Annotated in this window: 22 protein-coding genes; all 22 read left to right on the top strand. The window is 37.9% G+C overall.

What is annotated here, in order from left to right; translation table 11 throughout:
* Positions 1 to 5: 5 nt before the first annotated feature.
* The 22 genes from fabZ (at position 6) to SBH76_RS09210 (ending at position 21,914) form a co-directional block, all read left to right on the top strand.
* Entirely contained in the window at positions 6 to 431 is a 426-nt protein-coding gene (gene fabZ, locus SBH76_RS09315) for a 3-hydroxyacyl-ACP dehydratase FabZ (protein ID WP_007595523.1), read from the top strand.
* The gene (locus tag SBH76_RS09310; protein WP_314098547.1) at positions 432 to 1,775 is read left to right on the top strand and encodes an acetyl-CoA carboxylase biotin carboxylase subunit; all 1,344 of its coding nucleotides are present in this window, start codon (positions 432 to 434) and stop codon (positions 1,773 to 1,775) included.
* Positions 1,776 to 1,799: 24 nt separating this feature from the next.
* Positions 1,800 to 3,500, top strand: coding sequence for an acetyl-CoA carboxylase, carboxyltransferase subunit beta (gene accD / locus SBH76_RS09305; protein WP_317977591.1), 1,701 nt, complete (start codon positions 1,800 to 1,802; stop codon positions 3,498 to 3,500).
* 17 nt (positions 3,501 to 3,517) lie between these two features.
* Entirely contained in the window at positions 3,518 to 4,699 is a 1,182-nt protein-coding gene (locus SBH76_RS09300; RefSeq protein ID WP_317977590.1) for an NAD(P)H-dependent flavin oxidoreductase, read from the top strand.
* A gap of 290 nt (positions 4,700 to 4,989) precedes the next feature.
* A complete protein-coding gene (locus tag SBH76_RS09295) occupies positions 4,990 to 6,375 on the top strand; it encodes a serine hydrolase (protein ID WP_317977589.1) in 1,386 nt (461 codons plus the stop codon).
* A gap of 7 nt (positions 6,376 to 6,382) precedes the next feature.
* On the top strand, positions 6,383 to 7,243 hold the full coding sequence (locus tag SBH76_RS09290) for a metallophosphoesterase (RefSeq protein ID WP_317977588.1): 861 nt from the start codon (positions 6,383 to 6,385) through the stop codon (positions 7,241 to 7,243).
* Positions 7,244 to 7,293: 50 nt separating this feature from the next.
* A complete protein-coding gene (locus tag SBH76_RS09285; RefSeq protein ID WP_317977587.1) occupies positions 7,294 to 8,088 on the top strand; it encodes a segregation and condensation protein A in 795 nt (264 codons plus the stop codon).
* Positions 8,081 to 8,686 carry an SMC-Scp complex subunit ScpB gene (scpB, locus tag SBH76_RS09280; protein WP_317977586.1) on the top strand — a complete coding sequence of 202 codons (606 nt, stop codon included), beginning with the start codon at positions 8,081 to 8,083 and terminating at the stop codon, positions 8,684 to 8,686. The genes SBH76_RS09285 and scpB overlap by 8 nt, the downstream gene beginning before the upstream one ends.
* 1 nt (position 8,687) lies before the next feature.
* Positions 8,688 to 9,119 (top strand): dUTP diphosphatase, encoded by a 432-nt coding sequence (locus SBH76_RS09275; protein ID WP_317977585.1) that lies wholly within the window; start codon positions 8,688 to 8,690, stop codon positions 9,117 to 9,119.
* Positions 9,091 to 9,936 (top strand): tetratricopeptide repeat protein, encoded by an 846-nt coding sequence (locus SBH76_RS09270; RefSeq protein ID WP_317977584.1) that lies wholly within the window; start codon positions 9,091 to 9,093, stop codon positions 9,934 to 9,936. The genes SBH76_RS09275 and SBH76_RS09270 overlap by 29 nt, the downstream gene beginning before the upstream one ends.
* A gap of 7 nt (positions 9,937 to 9,943) precedes the next feature.
* Positions 9,944 to 11,191, top strand: coding sequence for a GTPase HflX (hflX, locus tag SBH76_RS09265; RefSeq protein ID WP_317977583.1), 1,248 nt, complete (start codon positions 9,944 to 9,946; stop codon positions 11,189 to 11,191).
* 85 nt (positions 11,192 to 11,276) lie between these two features.
* Positions 11,277 to 11,972 carry a lecithin retinol acyltransferase family protein gene (locus SBH76_RS09260; RefSeq protein WP_009663295.1) on the top strand — a complete coding sequence of 232 codons (696 nt, stop codon included), beginning with the start codon at positions 11,277 to 11,279 and terminating at the stop codon, positions 11,970 to 11,972.
* Positions 11,973 to 12,088: 116 nt separating this feature from the next.
* Positions 12,089 to 12,706 carry a hypothetical protein gene (locus tag SBH76_RS09255; protein ID WP_314757954.1) on the top strand — a complete coding sequence of 206 codons (618 nt, stop codon included), beginning with the start codon at positions 12,089 to 12,091 and terminating at the stop codon, positions 12,704 to 12,706.
* Positions 12,693 to 13,586 carry a nucleotidyl transferase AbiEii/AbiGii toxin family protein gene (locus tag SBH76_RS09250; protein WP_317977582.1) on the top strand — a complete coding sequence of 298 codons (894 nt, stop codon included), beginning with the start codon at positions 12,693 to 12,695 and terminating at the stop codon, positions 13,584 to 13,586. Before SBH76_RS09255 ends, SBH76_RS09250 begins: the two co-directional genes overlap by 14 nt.
* A 64-nt stretch (positions 13,587 to 13,650) precedes the next feature.
* Positions 13,651 to 14,295: a YigZ family protein gene (locus tag SBH76_RS09245; RefSeq protein ID WP_290647481.1), complete on the top strand. Its 645-nt coding sequence runs from the start codon at positions 13,651 to 13,653 to the stop codon at positions 14,293 to 14,295.
* 30 nt (positions 14,296 to 14,325) lie between these two features.
* Positions 14,326 to 15,222, top strand: coding sequence for a magnesium transporter CorA family protein (locus tag SBH76_RS09240; RefSeq protein ID WP_317977581.1), 897 nt, complete (start codon positions 14,326 to 14,328; stop codon positions 15,220 to 15,222).
* Between the two features lie 92 nt (positions 15,223 to 15,314).
* Positions 15,315 to 16,430, top strand: coding sequence for a carbohydrate kinase family protein (locus SBH76_RS09235; protein ID WP_317977580.1), 1,116 nt, complete (start codon positions 15,315 to 15,317; stop codon positions 16,428 to 16,430).
* A 4-nt stretch (positions 16,431 to 16,434) separates the two neighbouring features.
* The gene (locus SBH76_RS09230; protein WP_290647478.1) at positions 16,435 to 17,274 is read left to right on the top strand and encodes a class II fructose-bisphosphate aldolase; all 840 of its coding nucleotides are present in this window, start codon (positions 16,435 to 16,437) and stop codon (positions 17,272 to 17,274) included.
* A gap of 105 nt (positions 17,275 to 17,379) precedes the next feature.
* Positions 17,380 to 18,390, top strand: a complete 1,011-nt coding sequence (locus tag SBH76_RS09225) for a sugar ABC transporter substrate-binding protein (protein WP_317977579.1) — start codon at positions 17,380 to 17,382, stop codon at positions 18,388 to 18,390.
* Between the two features lie 93 nt (positions 18,391 to 18,483).
* Positions 18,484 to 19,968, top strand: coding sequence for a sugar ABC transporter ATP-binding protein (locus tag SBH76_RS09220; protein WP_290647477.1), 1,485 nt, complete (start codon positions 18,484 to 18,486; stop codon positions 19,966 to 19,968).
* A gap of 12 nt (positions 19,969 to 19,980) precedes the next feature.
* Entirely contained in the window at positions 19,981 to 20,952 is a 972-nt protein-coding gene (locus tag SBH76_RS09215) for an ABC transporter permease (RefSeq protein ID WP_317977578.1), read from the top strand.
* The gene (locus SBH76_RS09210; RefSeq protein WP_317977577.1) at positions 20,952 to 21,914 is read left to right on the top strand and encodes a sugar ABC transporter substrate-binding protein; all 963 of its coding nucleotides are present in this window, start codon (positions 20,952 to 20,954) and stop codon (positions 21,912 to 21,914) included. The genes SBH76_RS09215 and SBH76_RS09210 overlap by 1 nt, the downstream gene beginning before the upstream one ends.
* Position 21,915 lies beyond the last annotated feature (1 nt).

Below are 21,915 nucleotides of genomic sequence, written 5' to 3'. Positions count from 1 at the left end.
GGAATATGTTGGGAATCAAGGAAATTCAAGAGATAATACCTCATAGACATCCGTTTTTACTTATTGATTGTATTGAGGAGCTGGAGCCCGGCAAAAAAAGTGTCGGATATAAATGTATAACATATAATGAGTCTCAGTTTTTGGGACATTTTCCCGAAGAGCCTGTAATGCCGGGAGTACTTATGATAGAGGCATTGGCGCAGACAGGCGCCGTTGCTATATTGTCAGTACCTGAGAATAAGGGTAAGACAGCATATTTCGGAGCTATAAATTCCGCTAAATTCAAAAGAAAAGTTGTTCCGGGAGATAAGTTGAAACTTTCCTGTGAGATAATCAGATCAAAGGGAAGAATAGGAATAGGTAAAGCTATAGCAAGTGTAGACGGTGAGATAGCGGTAGATGCCGAACTTACCTTTATCATTGGAGAATAAATGTTTAGAAAAGTATTGATAGCAAACAGAGGAGAGATTGCAGTCAGAATAATCAGAGCACTTAGAGAAATGGGTATCATAAGCGTTGCCGTATATTCTGAGGCGGATAGAGACAGCTTACATACTATGCTCGCAGATGAGGCTATTTGTATAGGACCTGCACCTGCGATGAAGAGCTATCTGGATATGGAGAGAATACTAAGTGCGGCTATTACAACGGGTGCCGAGGCTATTCATCCGGGATTCGGATTTTTATCGGAGAATGAGAAATTTGCAAGACTTTGTACTGAAGTCGGAATAAAGTTTATCGGACCTAAATCTGAAACAATTGCTAAGCTTGGTGATAAGGCTGTAGCCAGAGCAACCATGCAAAAAGCACATATTCCTGTAATACCGGGAACTGACGGAAGTGTCAAGGATGTGAATGAGGCATTAAAGCTTGCCAAAAAAGTAGGATTCCCTGTAATGATAAAGGCGGCTCTTGGCGGTGGCGGAAAGGGTATGAGAATATCAAGAAGCGAAGATGATTTTGCCGAGAACTTTATGACTGCAAAGGCTGAGGCTCTTAAAGGCTTTTCGGATGACTCAATGTATATTGAAAAATATATAGAAAGACCGAGACATATAGAGTTCCAGATTTTGGCCGACAGCTATGGAAATGTAATACATCTTGGTGAAAGGGATTGTTCCATACAAAGAAGACATCAAAAGGTGTTGGAAGAGGCCCCGTCAGTATTCCTTGACAGTAAGCTCAGAGAAAAGATGGGAAAAGCCGCTGTAAGTGCGGCAAAGGCTGCCGGATATGAGAATGCCGGAACCATTGAGTTTTTGGTGGATAAGAACAGAAACTTCTACTTTATGGAGATGAATACAAGAATTCAGGTAGAGCATCCTGTAACAGAGATGATCACAGGTATAGATCTTATAAAGGAGCAGATCAGAGTAGCTGCGGGAGAGAAACTTTCCGTTACTCAAAAAGATGTTAAGATTGAAGGACATTCCATAGAGTGCAGAATTAATGCCGAAAACCCCGATAAGAATTTTGCACCTTCTCCGGGAAGAATTGAGAGTATGCATTTGCCGGGCGGTAACGGTGTAAGAATAGATACACATATTTATGAAGATTACACAGTATCACCTTTTTACGATTCCATGCTTTTAAAATTGATAGTTCATGGAAAAACAAGACAGGAAGCTATTGCAAAGATGAGATCCGCTCTTGGTGAGATAGTAATTGAAGGTGTGGATACAAATATAGACTTTAACTATGAGATTATTAATAATCCTTACTTTATAGATGCTGATATAGATACTTCATTTATAGAAAAACAGTTTAAAATGTAGCAATGAAAGTTTTGAGGTGTTGTCATGTTTAGAAATATGTTTAAAAAGACATATGCAAAGATAGAACCGGAAAGTGAAAAGATAGATATCCCGGAGGGACTTTGGAAAAAGTGCAGAATCTGTAAAGAGCCGATTTTTGCTGAAGATGTAAAGTCAAATCTTTATACATGTCCGAAATGCGGCGGATATTTTAGAGTTCATGCATACAGAAGAATAGAAATGCTTGTGGATGACGGAAGTTTCATCGAGTGGAATAAGACAATGCCTATATCAAATCCTTTGGATTTCCCGGATTATGAGACTAAGCTGGAAGAGGAAAGACAAAAGAGTAAGCTCAATGAAGCTGTAGTTACCGGAGAGGCTACTATAGGTAATGTAAGAACAGCTATAGCCGTATGTGATGCAAGATTTATGATGTCTTCCATGGGAAGAGTGGTTGGAGAAAAGATAACGGCAGCAGTGGAAAAGGCTACAGAAGAGAAAATGCCGATTATTATTTTCTCATGTTCAGGCGGTGCCAGAATGCAGGAGGGTATGATTTCACTTATGCAGATGGCAAAGACCTCAGCAGCATTAAAAAGACATCATGAGGCAGGACAGCTTTTTATAAGCTTCCTCACAGATCCCACAATGGGTGGAGTAAGTGCTTCATTTGCAATGCTTGGTGATATTATACTGGCAGAGCCTAAGGCCCTTATAGGATTTGCAGGCCCGAGAGTTATTGCACAGACTATAGGAACAAAGCTGCCGGAAGGTTTCCAGAGTGCAGAGTTTTTACTTGAGCATGGATTTATAGATGCTATAGTGGAAAGATCTGAACAAAGAAGCGTATTAAAGAAGATACTGAGAGCTCACACCTCAGGATTTAAGAAAGTTGCACGTCAGGAAAGTCAGGATGAAAACACCGAAAAGGTCGCAGAGAAGCGCCCGAAGGTAAAGGCACCTAAGACTGCCTGGGACAGTGTACTCTTATCAAGAAGACCTGACAGACCTACTGCAAAGGATTATATTGACAGAATGTTCAGTTTCTTTTTGGAATTACATGGTGACAGACTCTCAGGAGATGACGGTGCCATTGTCGGCGGTATAGCAAACTATTATGGAAAACCTGTAATGGTTGTGGCAGAGCAAAAGGGTAAGAGCATAAAAGAAAATAAAATCAGAAATTTCGGTATGCCAAATCCAAGCGGTTATCGTAAGGCGCTAAGACTTATGAAGCATGCGCAGAAGTTTAATATGCCAATCATTTGCATAGTGGATACTCCGGGAGCATTTTGCGGAATAGAAGCAGAGGAGAAGGGACAGGCCGAGGCAATAGCAAGAGCACTCTTTGAAATGAGCGATATGACAGTACCTATACTTTCTGTTGTAATAGGCGAAGGAGGATCCGGAGGTGCACTTGCACTTGCCGTAGCCAATGAAGTTTGGATGCTTGAACATTCAATATATTCAATACTTTCACCGGAAGGTTTCGCTTCCATATTATATAAAGATGCAAAAAAGAGCAAAGAAGCTGCTGAGGTTATGAAAATCACCTCAAAGGAACTCTTAGCTTTGGGTGTAATAGACAGAGTTATAAAGGAAAATATACCTTTGACTGTAGACACTATGGATACTGTAATAGAAGAGATGGTTTCAAATATGGACGATTTCTTTGAGAAGAATTCTTCAAAATCCAAGGAAGAAATTGCAGAGGACAGATACAACAGATTCAGAAAGTTTTAAATAGCTGAAAGGGGAATATGGAATTCTTAAAAATAGGTGATAAAAGTTTGCTCTATCCCATTATCCAAGGCGGTATGGGTGTAGGAATAAGCCTTTCATCCCTTGCGGCACATGTGGCAGGCAATGGAGGAATAGGAATTATATCAACAGCACAGATTGGATTCAGAGAAGATGATTTTTATAAAAATCCTATAGAAGCAAATCTTCGTGCCGTAAAGACCGAACTTCAAAAAGCCAGAGATATTGCGGCGGAAGTATTTGAAAAGAGATTTAAGGTGTCAAAGCAGGCTTCTAAATTCTTGGAAAAATTAAAAAATTATAATCCTTTTATAGGCTTCAATATAATGGTGGCAACAAATAAATATGCGGACTATGTAATAGAAGCCGTAAAAGCCGGTGCGGATATTATAATATCCGGAGCCGGACTGCCTATAGAATTGCCGGAGCTTGTAGCAAAGGGACAGGCGCTAAGCGAAAACGCAAAAAAGACCTGTATTGCACCGATAGTATCAAGCAGAAAAAGTGCAAAAGTTATTTTAAAGATGTGGGACAGAAAATATAACACTACAGCGGATGCTGTAGTAATAGAAGGACCGCTTGCGGGAGGGCATCTTGGATTTTCCTATGATGAGCTTCATGAGCTGGGCGCTGATACTATGGCAAGTAAAAATTATAAAAGAGAAAAATATGATGCCGAAATAAAAGAAATCATAGAGGAAGTAAGAATCTATGAAGAAAAATTCGGCAAAAAGATTCCGGTATTTGTAGCAGGCGGTATATATACAAAAGAAGATATGGATCATGCCATAAGTTTGGGTGCGGACGGAGTACAGATGGGTACAAGATTTGTTACTACATATGAATGTGATGCACCTGATGATTACAAGCAGACATATATTGATGCAAAAGAAGAAGATATAGTTATCACAAAATCACCTGTAGGTATGCCGGGAAGAGCCATAAGAAACGACTTTATGGACAGACTGAAGACGGGTCCTATACCGATAAGACATTGTCACAACTGTTTGGCATTGTCTGTATGTGACAGAAAGACAATACCATATTGTATAACCGATGCACTGTGTTCTGCAGCAAACTCGGATGAAAGTCACGCATTGCTTTTTTGTGGTTCAAATGCCTACAGAGCTACAGCGCTGGAGCATGTTGAAGATATAATGAAAGAGCTTACGGAAAAATAAATAATTAAAATTTGATAAGATTCGGACTTTAAAAGGTCCGAATTTTTGTATTTGATTTTTTCAAAGAAAGCGCGAAGTTTTAGATTATAAATATAAGACAGATTTAAAGACAAATGTTCATTGATTTTCAGATAAGTTTTTATTAGACTGTTAGAGATACTTTACCCGGGAAATGCAGTTTAGCAGAATGTCATAGGTATGTAAGATTTACTTAATACTTATGTGCCATATTTGTGATATAGTATTAATAAGTTAGAGGGTAAATTTTAAAATTAAAGTGAGTATAAAAAATGAAAATCAAAAAAATTATAGCCGGTGGACTGTCAATATTATTGGCGGTAGGAGCGATAAGCTTTGCACCGTGGAACGGAATGGTAACATATGCAGCCACACCTCCAAGTATAGCATCGCAGGGAGCTGCACTTTACAATGCAAATACAGGTGAATTCCTGTATGAAAAAGATGGGAATAAGCAGTTTTTCCCTGCCTCGATCACTAAGATTATGACAACATTGCTTGCTTTGGAGCAGGCGGATCTTGATGACACTGTGGTGTTTTCAAAGAGTGCAACCACAAATCTGGAATCGGGAGCTACAAATCTTGGTGTAGTGGAAGGTGACAGAATAAGTGTAAGAGATGCCCTTTACGGAACAATGCTTGCCTCGGCAAATGAAGTTGCAAACGGACTTGCCGAGCATGTCGGAGGTTCAATACCAGGCTTTGCAAATATGATGAATGCAAGAGCGAGAGAAATAGGTGCAAAAAACACAAATTTTGTAAATCCGAGCGGTTTGAACAATCAAAACCACAAGACTACAGCTAAGGATATGGCATTGATTGCCGCTGAAGCGTTTAGAAACCCTAATTTCAGAGCTATTGCAAGTACAAGATATTATACATTTCCCGCAACAAAGGGAAAACCTGCCACTTCAATTGCAATGCATCATAAGATGATTCAGACTAATGACAACAGATATTATCCGGGTGTAATAGGCGGAAAGACCGGATATACAAAGAGTGCGGGAAATACTTTGGTAACATGTGCGGAGAGAAACGGTGTAAGACTGGTAGTTGTAATACTAAAGAGTCAGGGAACTCACTATACAGACACAAGAGCCTTGCTTGACTACGGCTTTGAGATAGCTTCAACAGGCGGTGTGGATATCGCATCAAAAGATGTAAGTGTAAAAAAGAGTATTACCGGGGCTGCAGTGCAGGCTGCAAAAAAGGAAGTGGTGGCAAGAACAGAATCTGCACAGCAAGTTCAGGTAACAAATGCGGACAGTGCAAAAGTGGATGCCGCACCGAAGTCAATTGCCACATCTGATGTAAGGGCTGAAAACTACGGTCCGGGTATGGCACCGGATATAGGTTGGAAAGAGAGCAACGGAAGCTGGTTTTATGTAAAATCAGATAGAACAAGTGCCAGAGCGGAAGTTTTAAATATTAACGGAAAGAAATACTGGTTTGATGCCGACGGCAAAATGGCAAAAGGTTGGAGACAGGACACAAGCGGATCCTGGTATTTTATGGAGGATTCCGGAGCGATGAATTCTTCAGGCTGGCTTAAGTACAACGGACTATGGTATTATTTGGGAAGTGATGGTAAAATGTTGACAAATACCACCACACCTGACGGATACACTTTAAACAGTGACGGCGTTTGGGTAAGCTAGGAGTTTGATGAAAAATATATTTTCTAAAATTATAGGATTAGGAGCAGTGGGGAGTATTTCCTTGCTGCTCCGTTCTTTTTATGAAAGAAAGAACTTTAAAACTGTACAATACAGTATAAGCAGTGAAAAGATTAAGAGTGATAAGAAAATAGCCTTTTTAACAGATTTACATAATAACAGTTTCGGAAAAAACAATGAAAAGCTTTTTGCGGCTATAGATGATATATCACCTGATTTGGTACTTATAGGCGGTGATATGATAACTGTAAAGGGGCGACTTGGTATAGAAAATGTGCTTGTGCTTTTAAAAAGACTTTCGAGTAAGTATAAATGTATATATGCCAACGGAAATCATGAACAAAGGCTGAGTGAGAATAAATTCGGATTAAATTACAGGCAATATAAGCAGATAATTGAGGATATGGGAATAGTATATCTTTCAAATAAAAGCTATGATTCGGATGATAATATATGCGTTCACGGATTGGACCTCGAGAAAAAATATTATTTGAGAAGATTTAAAAAGCCTCTGGATCAGGGTTATATAAACAAGCGCATAAGTATAGATGAATCAAAGTTTAATATATTATTGGCACATTCACCACTGTTTGTAAAAGACTATGCAGACAGTCATGTGGATTTGGCACTTGCAGGGCATTTTCACGGTGGAACGATAAGGCTTCCCGGCGGTATAGGCGTAATGACACCACAGTTTCATTTCTTTAACAGATTGGTTGTAGGAATGAAAAAAGTGGGAAATATGGTTCAGATAATCGGAGCAGGACTTGGAACTCACAGTATCAATATCAGGTTGAATGATATGTCTGAGCTGATTGTGATTAATCTTAAGTGTCGCAATAAAGCTTGAAATTTGTTACAATAGTAAGGTTGAGTGATATCTATATATGAGAGGTGAGTATGGAGATTTCATACAAATTGGAGAGGTTTGAAGGACCGCTTGATTTGCTTTTATATCTTATAGAAAGGGATAGAGTGGATATATACGATATTCCGATTGTGAGTATTACGGAGCAGTATTTAAACTATATGAACGAGCTGGAAACCGATGATCTTGACTTGATGAGTGAATTTATTGTAATGGCTACCACGCTTCTTGATATAAAGGCAAAGATGCTTTTACCGCTTGAAGAAGATGAGGAAACAAAGGAGATCATTGACCCGAGAGCTGAGCTTGTGGCAAGGCTTTTGGAATATAAAAAATACAAGATGATGGCAAATGAGCTTGCCGGAAGATATTTTGACGCAGGTAAAATACTTTTTAAGGAGCCAAGTATTCCGGCTGAAGTGGAAGGATATAAGGAACCTGTAAACCTGGATGAGCTTTTCGGCGGTTTAAATCTACACAAGTTAAAAGAAGTATTTGACCGTGTAATGAAGCAAAAGGAAAACAGGATAGATAAGGTAAGAAGTAATTTCGGCACTATAAAAAAGGAACCTGTATCTTTGGAAACCAAGATAACGGAGGTTATGGCATATGCCAGAAAGCACAGAAAATTTACCTTTAAATCACTCCTTGAAAGTCAGGTAAGCAAGCTTGAAGTTGTTGTTACATTTTTAAGCGTATTGGAACTTATGAAAATAGGTAAAATAGCTCTTTTACAGGAGGAGACTTTCGGAGAAATGCAAATAGAAACTTTGGAAGAAGAGGGAAAGGAGGAGACGCTGGATCTTAGCGATATATTAGATGGCTAAATTAAGTAAAACAGAAGCGGCGATTGAGGCAATACTTTTTGCCTTGGGAACATCTGTAGAAATAAGGCAATTATGTGCCGCTCTTGATATGAAAGAAAATGAAGTGATTCAAAATCTCGAATCATTAAAGACAAAATATGAGAATGATAATAGAGGAATACAGATAATTGATCTGGGAGATTGTGTTCAGATGTGTACAAAGACAGAGTACTATGAACAACTTATAAAGGTATGTAAGACACCTAAAAAGCAGGTGCTTACCGATGCCCTGCTTGAGACATTATCAATTATTGCCTACAAACAGCCTATTACAAAGGCTGAAATAGAACGTATAAGAGGTGTCTCATCGGACCATGTGGTTAGCAGGCTGGTAGAGTTCGGACTTGTTTATGAAGCCGGAAAACTTGATGCACCCGGAAGACCTTCACAGTTTGCAACTACCGAAGAATTCCTAAGAAGATTTGGAGTTGAGTCAAAAGAATCATTGCCAAGACTCAATTCTGATCTTGAAGCCGAGATAGTGCATGAGGTTGAGGAAGAGACCGGATGGAAGTTCGGCTTTGAAAGTGAAGTAAACGGAGTAGAGGAAGATAATTAATATGAAGATAAAGATAAAATATTTCAGTGAAGAGATTGAAAAACTGAAATTCATAGATGGAAAAAGTGACTGGATAGATTTAAGAGCCGCTGAAAGAGTTGAGATGAAGTCGGGAGATTACAAGCTTATCAGACTTGGAGTGGGAATGGAATTGCCGCTTGGATATGAAGCATTGGTGGTACCCAGAAGTTCCACTTTCAAAAACTTCGGAATCTTACAGACCAACTCAATGGGAGTTATCGATGAGTCATACTGCGGTGACAATGATGAATGGAGATTTCCGGCATTGGCAGTGAGAGATACTGTTATAGAAGTAAATGACAGAATATGCCAGTTTAGAATAATAAAGCATCAGGATGCATTTGAATTTGAAGAAGTGAATAAATTGGATGGAGTAGACAGAGGTGGCTTTGGCAGTACAGGGAAAAATTAAAAATATATTTGCATTAGGCATATTATCTCTTGTTTTACTAAGCGGCTGTGGCGTAAATGAAAAGAAATACTTTGAAAGCGGCAAGGCCCTACTTGAAGAAGGTAAATATGCACAAGCTGTAGAAGTCTTTGATAAGGCTATAGGCGTACATGGAAGCAAAAATATCAGAGGTCTTGAAATAGATATACTCAGATACAGAGCGGAAGCCGAGTATAAAGCCGGAGATTACAAGGCTGCAGAGCATACATACAGACTTCTTATATCTGCAGATGAAGAAAGAACGGAATACTTGGATATGCTGGCTATCATATATACTAAACTCAGCAATGTAGATATGGATATAGATATAGCAGATGCCGTAGCAATGTATGATAAGGCACAGAGTCTGGATGACAGAGGTGAATTACATATCAATGCCGGTATCAGTATAGTACGGTATTATGAGGATATGTATGATAAGAGTTCAGATTCATCATATCTTGATAAGGCGGAAGAGTTTTTAGAAAAACAGTTAAAAGAAACCAATAGAAAGAGCGCCAAAGTGCTGGCTGTTTATGCAAAGCATTTGTCAAAGAGAGAAGATTATGACAAGGCACTTGAAGCTGTGGAAGAAGGTATGGCACTTTTGGAAAATAAGACTTTAAATGCACATGATGATGAGACCTTAAAGTCTTTGATGTTTTCAAAAGGATCATGCTATGAATATATGAGCGATTATAATAAGGCTTTGGAATGTTTCAATGCATATATTGAAAAATACGGCGAGGATGAAGAGGTTTCTCATGAGGTGGCTTTTTTAAAGTCCAGAATCAGATAGGTAGTATATGAGTACATATGAAACAAAAGAAATAGTTGAAAAGGTAGTTTTGCTGGGAGTTGATGTGGGTGATGATACAAAGGAATCCATGAAAGAACTGGCAGAGCTTGTGGATACTGCAGGTGCAACAGTTCTTGACAGTATTATACAATCCAGAGAAAGGATGCATCCCGGCACCTACATAGGTAAGGGTAAGATAGAGGAAGTCAAAGACAGAGTTATAGAACTTGGAGCTACCGGAGTGGTATGCGATGATGAGCTTACACCTGCACAGCTGAGAAATCTTGAGGATCTTTTAGACACCAAGGTAATGGACAGAACAATGGTCATCCTGGATATATTCGCAAAGAGAGCAACAACAAGTGAAGGAAAGATTCAGGTAGAATTGGCACAGTTAAAATTTTCTTCTGCAAGACTGGTAGGACTTAGAAGCAGTCTTTCAAGACTTGGTGGCGGTATCGGTACCAGAGGTCCGGGAGAGAAGAAGCTTGAGATGGATAGAAGACTTATTCATGAGAGAATTTCTCAGTTGAAAGCGGAGCTCAAAAAGGTTGAAAGCCATAGAGATCTGATAAGAAAATCCAGAGATGAAAATCTTGCCTTTAATGTGGCAATAGTGGGATATACCAATGCCGGAAAATCCACTTTGCTCAATAAGCTCACAGATGCAAATATTTTGGCAGAGGACAAGCTCTTTGCAACTCTTGACCCCACTACCAGAAAGTTAAAACTTGGAAGCGGTCAGGAAATACTGGTAACAGATACTGTAGGTTTTATAAGAAAACTTCCGCATCACCTTATAGAAGCATTCAAATCCACTCTGGAAGAGGCAAAGTATGCAAATCTTCTGATACATATGGTGGATGCTTCAAATGAAGAGGCATCATCACAGATGTTGGTGGTATACGATACACTAAAGAGCCTTGATGTGGTTGATAAGGACATAATTACAGTATTTAATAAGACAGATTTGATGGAAGAGAATATGGAGCTTCCAAGAGATTTCCACGCAGATAAAGTTTTAAAGATGTCGGCAAAGACCGGAGAGGGTATAGAGGATTTAAAAAAGACTGTTGAAGATATTTTACAAAAGCAAAGAGTTTATCTTGAGCATGTATTCCAGTATAAGGATGCCGGTAAAATAGCAATTGTCAGAAAATTCGGTGAAATTCTCAGTGAAGAATATATTGACGAAGGAATCAGTATAAGAGCATATATTCCGGCTGAAATCTTCGGAAAAGTAATTTCCACTTGAAAAATCCACATATGTAATATATATTAGTATTACCTAACTTAGCAAAGCCTAACTTGGTAAATGTTATATATTACTTGGAGTGGATATGTTATTAGCACTTTTGATTGCCGGTAAGATGTTGATGGGAACCGGTGGTGACAGACCGAACAGAGAAGAGAAAATTTACGGTAAGCAACATTTTTGGAGAGATAAAAAAGAAGAAATGGGCTATAGATTGCAGTATAGTCTTCTTGACGGTCATGCAAGGATTCTTGATAAAAATAATATAAGAAAAGCTACCGGTACAATGAGTGCTATGGAAGAGAAATTTGAAAGGTTGGTTTCAGGCAGTTTCCTAAAGCCCGGAGATGTGATTGGAGTATCCAGAGCATTATATGATCACTACGGTATTTATATAGGAGACGGTAAAGTTATTCACTATGCGGACAAAACCAAGGATTTTGGAAGGAATGTCAGCATATACGAGACTGATTTAAAGGAATTTACCGAAGGGTCACAGGATTATTTTGTACTTCATTTTCCAAAGACGGGCGGTCCGCCAAGGAAACTCAGGAGCAGTACAAACTTTGATAAAAATCCGAGAGAACAGACCGGCATATTTGATTTTTTATTTAAAGCAAAGTATAAGCTGTTTTCACCGGAGGAGACTATAGAGAGGGCAAAATCAAGGCTTGGAGAAAGAGCCTACAATTTTACCAGAAACAATTGTGAGCACTTTGCACTTTGGTGTAAAACAGGAGTATCTTTTTCACGTCAGGTGGATATGGTACTTTCAATATAGTAAGTTTAAGAGCTTTCGGGTTTTTTAACCCGGAGGCTTTTTAATTTGATTTTAATTCAAGTTCAATGTATAATAAAAATGAAAATAATTTGTTCAAATATATTAGGTGGTTGAATATGATATATAACTATATTTTAGAAAAATTTGAATATGGAGAACCTATTTTCTTTAGTGAATTACCGGGAAAGTCTAAAGATTATCTTAGACAGCAAATTAAGAAGCTTGTGGATAACGGTAATTTGGAAAGATTATATAATGGTGTATACTATTTACCATATACAACTATATTAGGGACTAAAGGAAGAATTTCTATAGATAAATATATAGAAAAAAAGTACATTCAGACAAATCAGGAAACAAAAGGCTATATAAAAGGTCTTCAGCTTGCTAACCAATATGGATTTACTACACAAAATCCCTCATGCTATGAGATATGTAGTAATGAGGCAACTACCGGATATAGGAGACAGGAAGTTGATGGGAATACTTTAATTATATATAGACCGGTTAGAGAGGTTAATGAAGAGAATAGGGCGTCATTACAATTTTTAGATTTGATGTCTGAAATAGATAAGTATTGTGAGATTTCAGACGATGAAAAGATTAGAAAAATAAAAAAGTTTGTAGATATAAATAATGTAGACTTTAAAATGGTAAAAGAATATTTGCCGTTTTATCCGGATAAAGTTTATAGAAATATATATGAAGGGGGTGTGATGAGTGAATTGGTATGAGAATCAAAAGGAAAGGTGGGCTGAAATTATAAAGATTGTTGCAACCGAAGAAAATAGGAGTGTACAAATGGTTGAGAAGGATACTATACAGTCCATATTTCTTTTAAAACTGTCCTACAGTGAACTGCCATTCGTCTTTAAGGGAGGAACCTCGCTATCAAAAGTATATGATTTGATAAACAGGTTTTCAGAAGATATAGATTTATCTATGAGCAGAAAGATAACAGAGTCGGAAAAAAAGTCAGCAAGTTATATTGTAAACCATATAGCAAAAAGTATTGGGCTTGTTCTTACTAATGAAAAAGATATTATGTCGGGATACAGTTATAATAAATATGTTTTTGAGTATGAGTCTCTGTTTAGTAATATTCCGCCGGAAATTATAGTAGAAACAAGCTTTTACCAAACATCTTATCCTACAGAATTTCTTAAAGTCAGTTCAATAATAGGAAAGTTTTGTGAAAGAAGAAAAATAGAAATAAATGAGACAAAAAAACTAAATTGTACAATACATGTACAGGACTTAAATAGAACATTCATTGATAAAATCTTTGCAGTCTGTGACTATACGCTTCTAGGTAATGTAAATAGACATTCAAGACATCTATATGATATCGCAAAAATAATTCCAAATATAAAGTTTGATAATAGGTTTTATGAGTTAATTGGAAATGTCAGAAGAGATAGAATGCTTTCAAAGAATAATCCATCAGCACAAATAGAAAATGATATACCACAGATACTTGAAAGAATAATAGAGAAAAGAATATTTGAATCTGATTACAATAATATAACAAATAAGCTGTTGTATGAGAAGATGACATATGATGAAGCAATAAAAGAAGGTGTAGAAATAGTATTAAAGATGAAGGTGTTCTAGAGTCAACCTTTTTATTTCATCAAACATTTGTTATAATACCTTGGTGAAACAGGAGAGTAGGTCTATGAAAATCATTCTGGAAAATAATGAAGCCGAGATTGTAGAAAAGAAATCAAGATTTATAGCAAATATTGCTATGGTAAGCTCTGAAGAAGAGGCTCTTGAATTTATAGATAAAATAAAGAAAAAGTACTATGATGCGAGGCATAATTGCTATGCATATATCATAGGAGAAGAAGGAAATAAGAAAAAATGTTCGGACGACGGTGAACCGCAAAGAAGTGCCGGAATGCCTATGATGGAAGTACTGGAAAATCAAGGTTATTTTGATATAGTGGCAGTGGTTACTAGATATTTCGGAGGCACTTTACTTGGTGTGGGCGGACTTATACGTGCATATCAGGGAGCGGTTATAGAGGCGCTTGCCAATACTAAAACAGGAGAGATCGGAGACGGTTTTAGAGTACAGTATAAATTCGGATATGATTTTTACGGAAAGATAAAGTATATAGCAGACAGTGAAAATATAGTTATAGAAGATACAATATTTGATGAGATGGTGACCATAAGTCTGATATTTGAAAAGGAGACTTGCGAAAGACTTCAAAAGAAGCTTGTGGAAGAGACCAATGCCAATATAGAACAATTACTTATTGAAAAGATAAAATATATTACAGTTGATGATAAATGGTATAAGGAATACAAATAGAAAAGGTTAATACATTCAGAGGTTTAATAGATGCAGTTATATTTGGGAGAAGAGGGAAAGAAGTATTATTGGAGAGTCGTAGATGTCAGTAATATTGCCGATGTGGAGACTTTGGAAACAAAATTTGATTTGACAGAGGAAATGGCTGAATATGTTCTTGACTCAAATGAAAGGGCGAGAGTGGAATATGACGGAAAAAATCTGCTTGTGGTAATACATGTGCCGGCATTTACACAAAATAACGGACATTATGAGACAAGGTCAATAAAGTTTTTTGTAGATTCAGAGAGTATATTTATGTTCGTTACCTATGATACGAACTATATAGTTCCGCTTATTGAAAAGTATATACAGGCTGAAGAAGCAAGCAGTCCTATGATGCTTTTGTTTTTAAGCCTTTTTGTTATATCGGATTCATTTTTACCGATACTGGATAAGCTGAATGAAGAGAGATTACATCTTAACAGAAGACTCAGAATGAACACAAATGATAAGGGAATCTGGGATCTGTCAGACCTTGAGGTAGGTCTTATCTATCTTGGTGCCGCAACAAGACAGAATGTTGTTGCAATAAGACAGATGAGGATAACTTCGGCAATTAAAAAATGTAATGAAGCGGAAAAAGAAGAGCTGGAAGATGCGTACATAGAGGCAAAGCAGGCAAGTGATATGGCCGAGATGGCGACAAGCATAGTGGAGCAGATGAGCGGTATGTACAATAACCTGATAAATATAAAGTTGAATGAAACAATGCGTATTATGACCATATGGTCACTTCTTATGACAATACCTACAGTTATATCCGGATTTTTCGGTATGAATGTTGATCTGCCTCTGGCAAAAGTAGAGGGTGGATGGATAATTATAACTGTAATAACCGCAGTTTTGTTATGGGCGATGTGGAAATTTATTTGGAATAAACTTTAATAAGGATAATAGTTATATCAGTCAAAAAGAATGACTAATGTAACTATTATTTTTTTGCAAATTTTAGTAAATTATTTTTGAAAGGGGGCAATATGGACAGAAAAATAATAGTTGCAGGCCATATATCCTATGATATTACACCTCAAATATATGATACAAAAGGGAAAAACTTCGGCAAGCTTTTAAAACCCGGAAAACTTATAAATGTGGGCAGGGCGACAGTGGCAAATGGCGGAGCTGTAAACAATACAGGTATGGCATTGCACAAATTCGGAGCAAATGTTGATCTTATTGCCAAGGTCGGAGATGATGAGTTCGGTCGTCAGATAATAGAAAAATGTGAAGATAAGGGAGCAAAAACAAACTTTATAAAGGCTGTGGGGGAAGATACTTCATATACTATAGTATTATCACCACCGGGCTTTGACAGAAGTTTCTTACATTTCCCCGGAACAAACGATACCTTTAAATTTTCAGATTTAAATATGGAAAAAATAAAAAACGCTTATTTCTTCCACTTCGGTTATCCCACATTGATGGCCGGATTTTATAAAAACAATGCAAAAGATCTTATAGAAATGTATAAGAGTATAAAGGAAGCCGGACTTATCACAAGTCTTGATGTTGCCGCCATAGACCCTGAGGGTGATGCCGGAAAACTTGATTGGAAAGAAATCCTAAAGCAGGTACTTCCCTATGTGGATGTATTTGAGCCGAGTTTTGAAGAACTTTTATGTATGACGGATGAAGAAGCATATGAAGATCTTTTGGAAAGAGCGGGAGAAGAAGATGTGTGTATGTGCTTAAGCCTTGAAAAGGATGTGTTGCCGCTTGCAAAAAGAATCATGGAATTTGGAGTTTCAATTTTGCTTATAAAATGCGGTGCGGCAGGTATGTATCTTTGTACAGCAGATGATGTTTCAAAAAAGCTTGGACTTGGCAGAGAATGGGACAGCTTTAAATATTTTCAAAAGAGCTTTAAACCTGACAGGATAAAATCTGCAATAGGAGCAGGAGATACTGCTATAGCGGCATTTATTTACGGAATAGTAAATGAATATTCTCCAAAATCCGCTATAGAGGTAGCGGCAGGTACAGGTGCGATGTGTATTACGGAATACGATACTTATAGCGGTTTAATTGAGATAAAGGAACTTGAAGAAAAGATAAAAAACAACTGGGAAACTCAGGATTTTATAAAGGAGTAAGATTATGTTAATAACACTTAGGAATATTTTGGATATAGCGGAAAGTAAAAATATGGCTGTGGCTGCATTTAATGCAACTTCACTTGAGGGGATAATGGCTGTAATAGAGGCTGCAGAAGAGGAAAATGCACCTGTAATATTGCAGTTTGCCAATGCCGCACATGGAAAATACGTACCGCTTGAAAAGATTGGGAAAATAATGGTAATGCTTGCCGATGAGGCAAAGGTACCTGTATGTGTACATCTGGATCATGGTGATAATTTTTCTGAGATAAAGACTGCACTGGATCTTGGATTTACAGGAATAATGTATGACGGATCCGCATTGCCTTTTAAAGAAAATGTGGCAAATACAAGATATGCGGCGGCCCTTGCAGATGAATACGGTGCAAGTATAGAGGCTGAGCTTGGTGCTATGGGAGCTGAAGGTGCAGAAGAGAATGTTATGGGCGCCTATACGGATCCGGAGCTTGCAAAAATCTTTGTAGAGGAAACAGGTATAGATGCACTGGCGGCCTCATTCGGAACGGTACATGGAATATACAAGAGTGAACCCAAGCTTGATTTTGAAAGAATAGAAAATATCAGAGAACTGACAGGAGTTCCTGTTGTAATGCATGGAGGATCCGGCATAAGTGATGAAGACTTCAGAAGATGTATTGACCGTGGAGTAAGAAAGATAAACTTCTATACCTATGCGGCAAAATTTGCAGGAGATGCGATAAGAAAAATGGCCGAGGAGACAAGCGGAAATCTGTATTCACATGATGTATTTGTTACTGCAAGAGAGAGTATGAAGCAGACTTATAGGGATGCTATAAGAGTATTTAAGAATGAAAAATAGTATATGACAATTGTCATATGATACCCGTTACAAAAAACAATTATGTGAAATAACTTTTATTGATATTATTACATCATCAGCCTGAGGGCATTAAAAGGAGGTCTTATGAGAAGAAAATTAATGGCAGGTGCATTGGCATTTGTAATGGCAGGTAGTTTGGTAGCTTGTGGTGGCGGAGAGAAAAAGGCCGCATCCGAGGGAGAGAGCAAAGAGGCTGCTACAACAGCACAGAGCGGTGAAAGTCAAAGCGGAGAAAAGAAGCATTATAAGTTCGGATACACATGTATGGACGGAACAAACCCGTTCTTCGTTACCATTCAGGATAAAATCAAGGAAATGGTAGAGGCAAACGGTGACGAACTTATAGTAACAGATCCGGGAAATGATGTTACAAAGCAGATTTCACAGGTTGAAGATATGCTTTCACAAAATCTTGACGGATTGTTTATGAATCCGGTGGATGCACAGGGTATTATACCTGCACTTGATCTTGCAAAGGATGCAGGAGTTCCTATGGTGGGATTTGATACTGAAGTAGGCGATATGTCATATCTTGTATCATACACAGGATCAGATAACTACAATGCAGGAAAAGTGGTTGGAGAGGACCTTGTTAAGAAGGCACCTAACGGAGGAAAGATTATAGTTCTTGACTCACCTACTATGCAGTCTGTTGTAGACAGAACAAACGGTTTTATGGATGCTATAAAAGATCATGGATTTGAAGTTGTAGCACAGCAGGATGCAAAGGGAAATCTTCAGGTAGCAATGGGTATTGCAGAGGATCTTTTACAGTCAAATCCTGATGTTGTTGCAATCTTCGGTGGAAACGATCCTACAGCTCTAGGAGCTTTGGCAGCGGCAAATGCGGCAGGCATCAAGAATTGTATGATTTACGGTGTTGACGGTTCACCTGACATAAAGTCGGAGCTTGCATCAGGTAATTCTTTAATAGAGGGTACCGGTGCTCAATCTCCTGTTTCTATCGCAGAGAAGGCAGTTAAGATTATGTATGATTATGTAGAAGGAAAGCAGGTTGAAGAGAGATATCCTGTAGAAACATTCCTTATCACATCAGACAATGTAGCAAAGTACGGAACAGACGGCTGGCAGTAATCTTTAGCGGTATTTAACGAAACTACTATTAAATAACACAATTTAAGGCATCCCAAGGGATGCCTTATTTAGAAAATAAGAGCAGGTGAAACAGTGGCAGACAATATTTTATTGAAAATGAAAAACATATCTAAGAGTTTTCCGGGAGTTAAGGCCTTAGATAAAGTAAACCTCGAGTTAAAGTCCGGGGAAGTGCATGCACTGTTGGGAGAAAATGGTGCCGGAAAATCAACTCTTATAAAAGTGCTTGGTGGAATATACAGCCTTGATGAGGGAGAGATAGAGATCGAAGGCAAGAAAGTATCGATTGAGTCGGTTCACGATGCCTCAAAAAACAATATTGCGATAATACATCAAGAACTTGTTTTGGTGCCGTATATGACAGTGGCGGAAAATATATATTTGGGTAGAGAATCAGGAAAAGGATTTACTGTAAATATTTCAAAAATGGAAAAAGATGCTCAAAAGATTCTGGATGATTTGGGCATGGATATAGATGCAAGAGAACTTGTTATGAATCTTCCTATAGCTAAGCAGCAGATGGTGGAAATAACAAAGGCGGTATCGGTAAATGCAAAGATACTGGTTATGGATGAGCCGACATCTTCCATAAGTGACAGAGAGGTTGAAAATCTTTTCAACATCATGAGGGATCTGACAAAGAAGGGTGTAGGAATAATCTACATATCACATAAGATGAGCGAACTTGAAGAAATATGTGACAGAGTGACTGTAATGAGAGACGGCGAATATGTAGGAACAAAGGTCGTAAAGGAGACCAATAAGGATGAGCTCATCGCCATGATGGTTGGAAGGACTTTGACAAACTACTATGTAAGGGATTTTATGCCGTCAAAGGAGGTTATACTTAAAGTAGAGAATTTAAAAGATGGCGATAGGGTAAAAGATGTCAGCTTTGAGTTAAAGAAAGGTGAGATAATAGGTTTTGCAGGGCTTGTCGGAGCAGGAAGAAGCGAGGCTATGCAGGCGATATTCGGACTGTCAAAGGATGTTTCCGGAGATATATACATTGAGGGAAAAAAGGTAAATATAAAAGATCCAAAAGATGCGATAAAAAACGGCCTTGCTCTTGTACCGGAGAGCAGAAAAGAACAGGGGCTTTATTTACTTCAGGATATAAAATACAATACCACTATTGAAGTCCTTGATAAGTTTATAAAAAATCTGAATGTAAACTCAAAAAAAGAGGCTGAGATAACTCAAGAATATATAGATATGATGGCGACCAAGACACCTTCACAGGAACAGGTGATCGGAAATCTTTCAGGTGGAAATCAGCAAAAAGTAATGATTGGAAGATGGCTTGCCACAAATCCTAAAATCCTTATTATGGATGAGCCTACAAGAGGAATAGATGTAGGAGCAAAATCAGAGATATACAGAATAATGAATGATTTGGTAAAGCAGGGTGTTTCAATCATTATGATATCCTCGGAATTGCCGGAAATAATCAACATGAGCGACAGAGTATATGTTATGGCGGCAGGAACAATAAGAGGCTGTATAGATCATGAAGAAATATCACAAGAGAGTATTATGGCATTGGCAGCTATATGATGGAGGTAAAAAGTGAAAAAAGCGAATAATTTAAAGGCGTTAAATTTTTTCAAAGAGAATATGGGAATCATAATCGCATTGCTGGTGCTGGCAACATTCCTTACGGTATTTCCTGCTACAAGCAGTTCATTCCCCACAACAAAGAATGTTTTCAATGTACTTAGACAGATATCCACAAATATGCTTCTTGCATGTGGAATGACTATGGTAATCATACTTGGCGGTATTGACTTGTCGGTAGGTTCCGTAATAGCACTTTCAGGCGTATTTGCCGCAGGATGTGTATCCAGATACGGCATGAATATTTACCTTGCTATGTTTATCGGAGTAATTATCGGAATAGTAATAGGTGCATTTAACGGTTTTGTTATTTCAAGAACAACGATCCCGCCATTTATCGTGACTCTGGCAACAATGAATATTGCAAGAGGTCTTGCAGGTGTTTATACAGGAGGTTCACCGGTAAGAGTGGTATCCAAAGAATGGCAGTGGCTTGGTGCCGGATATATCGGTATTTTTCCTGTACCTGTTATTATAATGATTATCATATTTATAATATCGGTTCTTATAATGAACAGAACAAAAATCGGTAGATATATATATGCAGTTGGTGGAAACACACTTGCGGCAAAGTTTTCAGGCATAAGTGTTTCAAAAGTAAAATTCATGGTGTATACTTATTCAGGACTTATGGCAGGTCTTGCAGGAGTTATCTTAGCTTCACGTATGTATTCCGGACAGCCTACAGCAGGTGACGGCGCCGAGATGGATGCCATAGCTGCGGTAGTAGTAGGTGGTACATCAATGTCAGGTGGATATGGAAAGCTTGGAGGTACATTGGTAGGTGCCCTTATCATAGGAATTTTAAGTAACGGACTTAACCTTATGAATGTAAACTCTTTCTGGCAGACTGTTGTAAAGGGTATTGTAATATTACTTGCAGTATTTATCGACTATATTAGAAATTTAAAAAAGAGTAAATAATGAAAAAAATAGACAAAAACAGGCTAAGGGCATTTTATATGCTCTTAGCATATGTTTTTTTATTGTGTTTATCGGTAGTTTTACTTAAATTGAAAACTGCCGATAAGAAAATTGTTTTCGGATCGACATTTATGACAATGAATAATCCTTACTTTAATGTACTCAATGAGAATATAAGAGACACTATTGAAGCAAACGGTGATATACTTATAACAAGAGATCCGGCGCAAAGTCAGGAAAGACAAAATGCTCAAATAATGGATATGTTAAATGAAGGAATTGATTTTCTGTTTGTAAATGCCGTGGACAAGAGCGGAATAGAAAGTGCATTGCTTGAATGCAAAAAAAGAGGTGTTCCGGTAATTTTAATTGATACCGATGTTGATAACAGAATCGGTGTAATAAGTGCAATACAATCGGATAATTATGAAGCCGGAGTACTCTTGGCACAGGACTTGATAAGAAAAAAGCCTGAAGGTGCAAAGATACTTATTGTTGAGAATCTTATAGCTTTATCCATGATACAAAGAAGGCAGGGATTTATTGACACTATAAAGGATAATCAAAAGTATGAGATTGTAGAGGAAATAGACGGAGTAAGTGAGATTGAAACTGTAAATCATGCTGTTATTGATTATATTGAAAATAATGATAAAGATTTTGATGTTATATTCGGGCTGAACGATCCTACAGCAATCGGTGCAGTTGCGGCGCTTAGAGAGAAGAGCGAAAAGAAAGTTTTAATCTACGGAGTTGACGGATCCCCGGATGCGAAGGAGCTGATAAGGCAGGGGCTTTTTACAGCCACTGTAGCACAGCATCCTATATATATGGGTAAGGAAGCGGCTAAAGCGGCGTATGATTATCTAAACGGAAAAGAAATAGAATCCGACATAAGCATAAATGTCGACTTGATTAACGCAGGAAATTTAACAAGATTTGATATATCGAAGTGGCAATAAG

Source organism: Lachnoanaerobaculum sanguinis (assembly GCF_033242365.1).
Taxonomy (GTDB): domain Bacteria; phylum Bacillota; class Clostridia; order Lachnospirales; family Lachnospiraceae; genus Lachnoanaerobaculum; species Lachnoanaerobaculum sanguinis.
The sequence above is the reverse complement of the archived record's forward strand: the minus strand, read 5'-3'. Positions and strand labels throughout refer to the sequence as shown.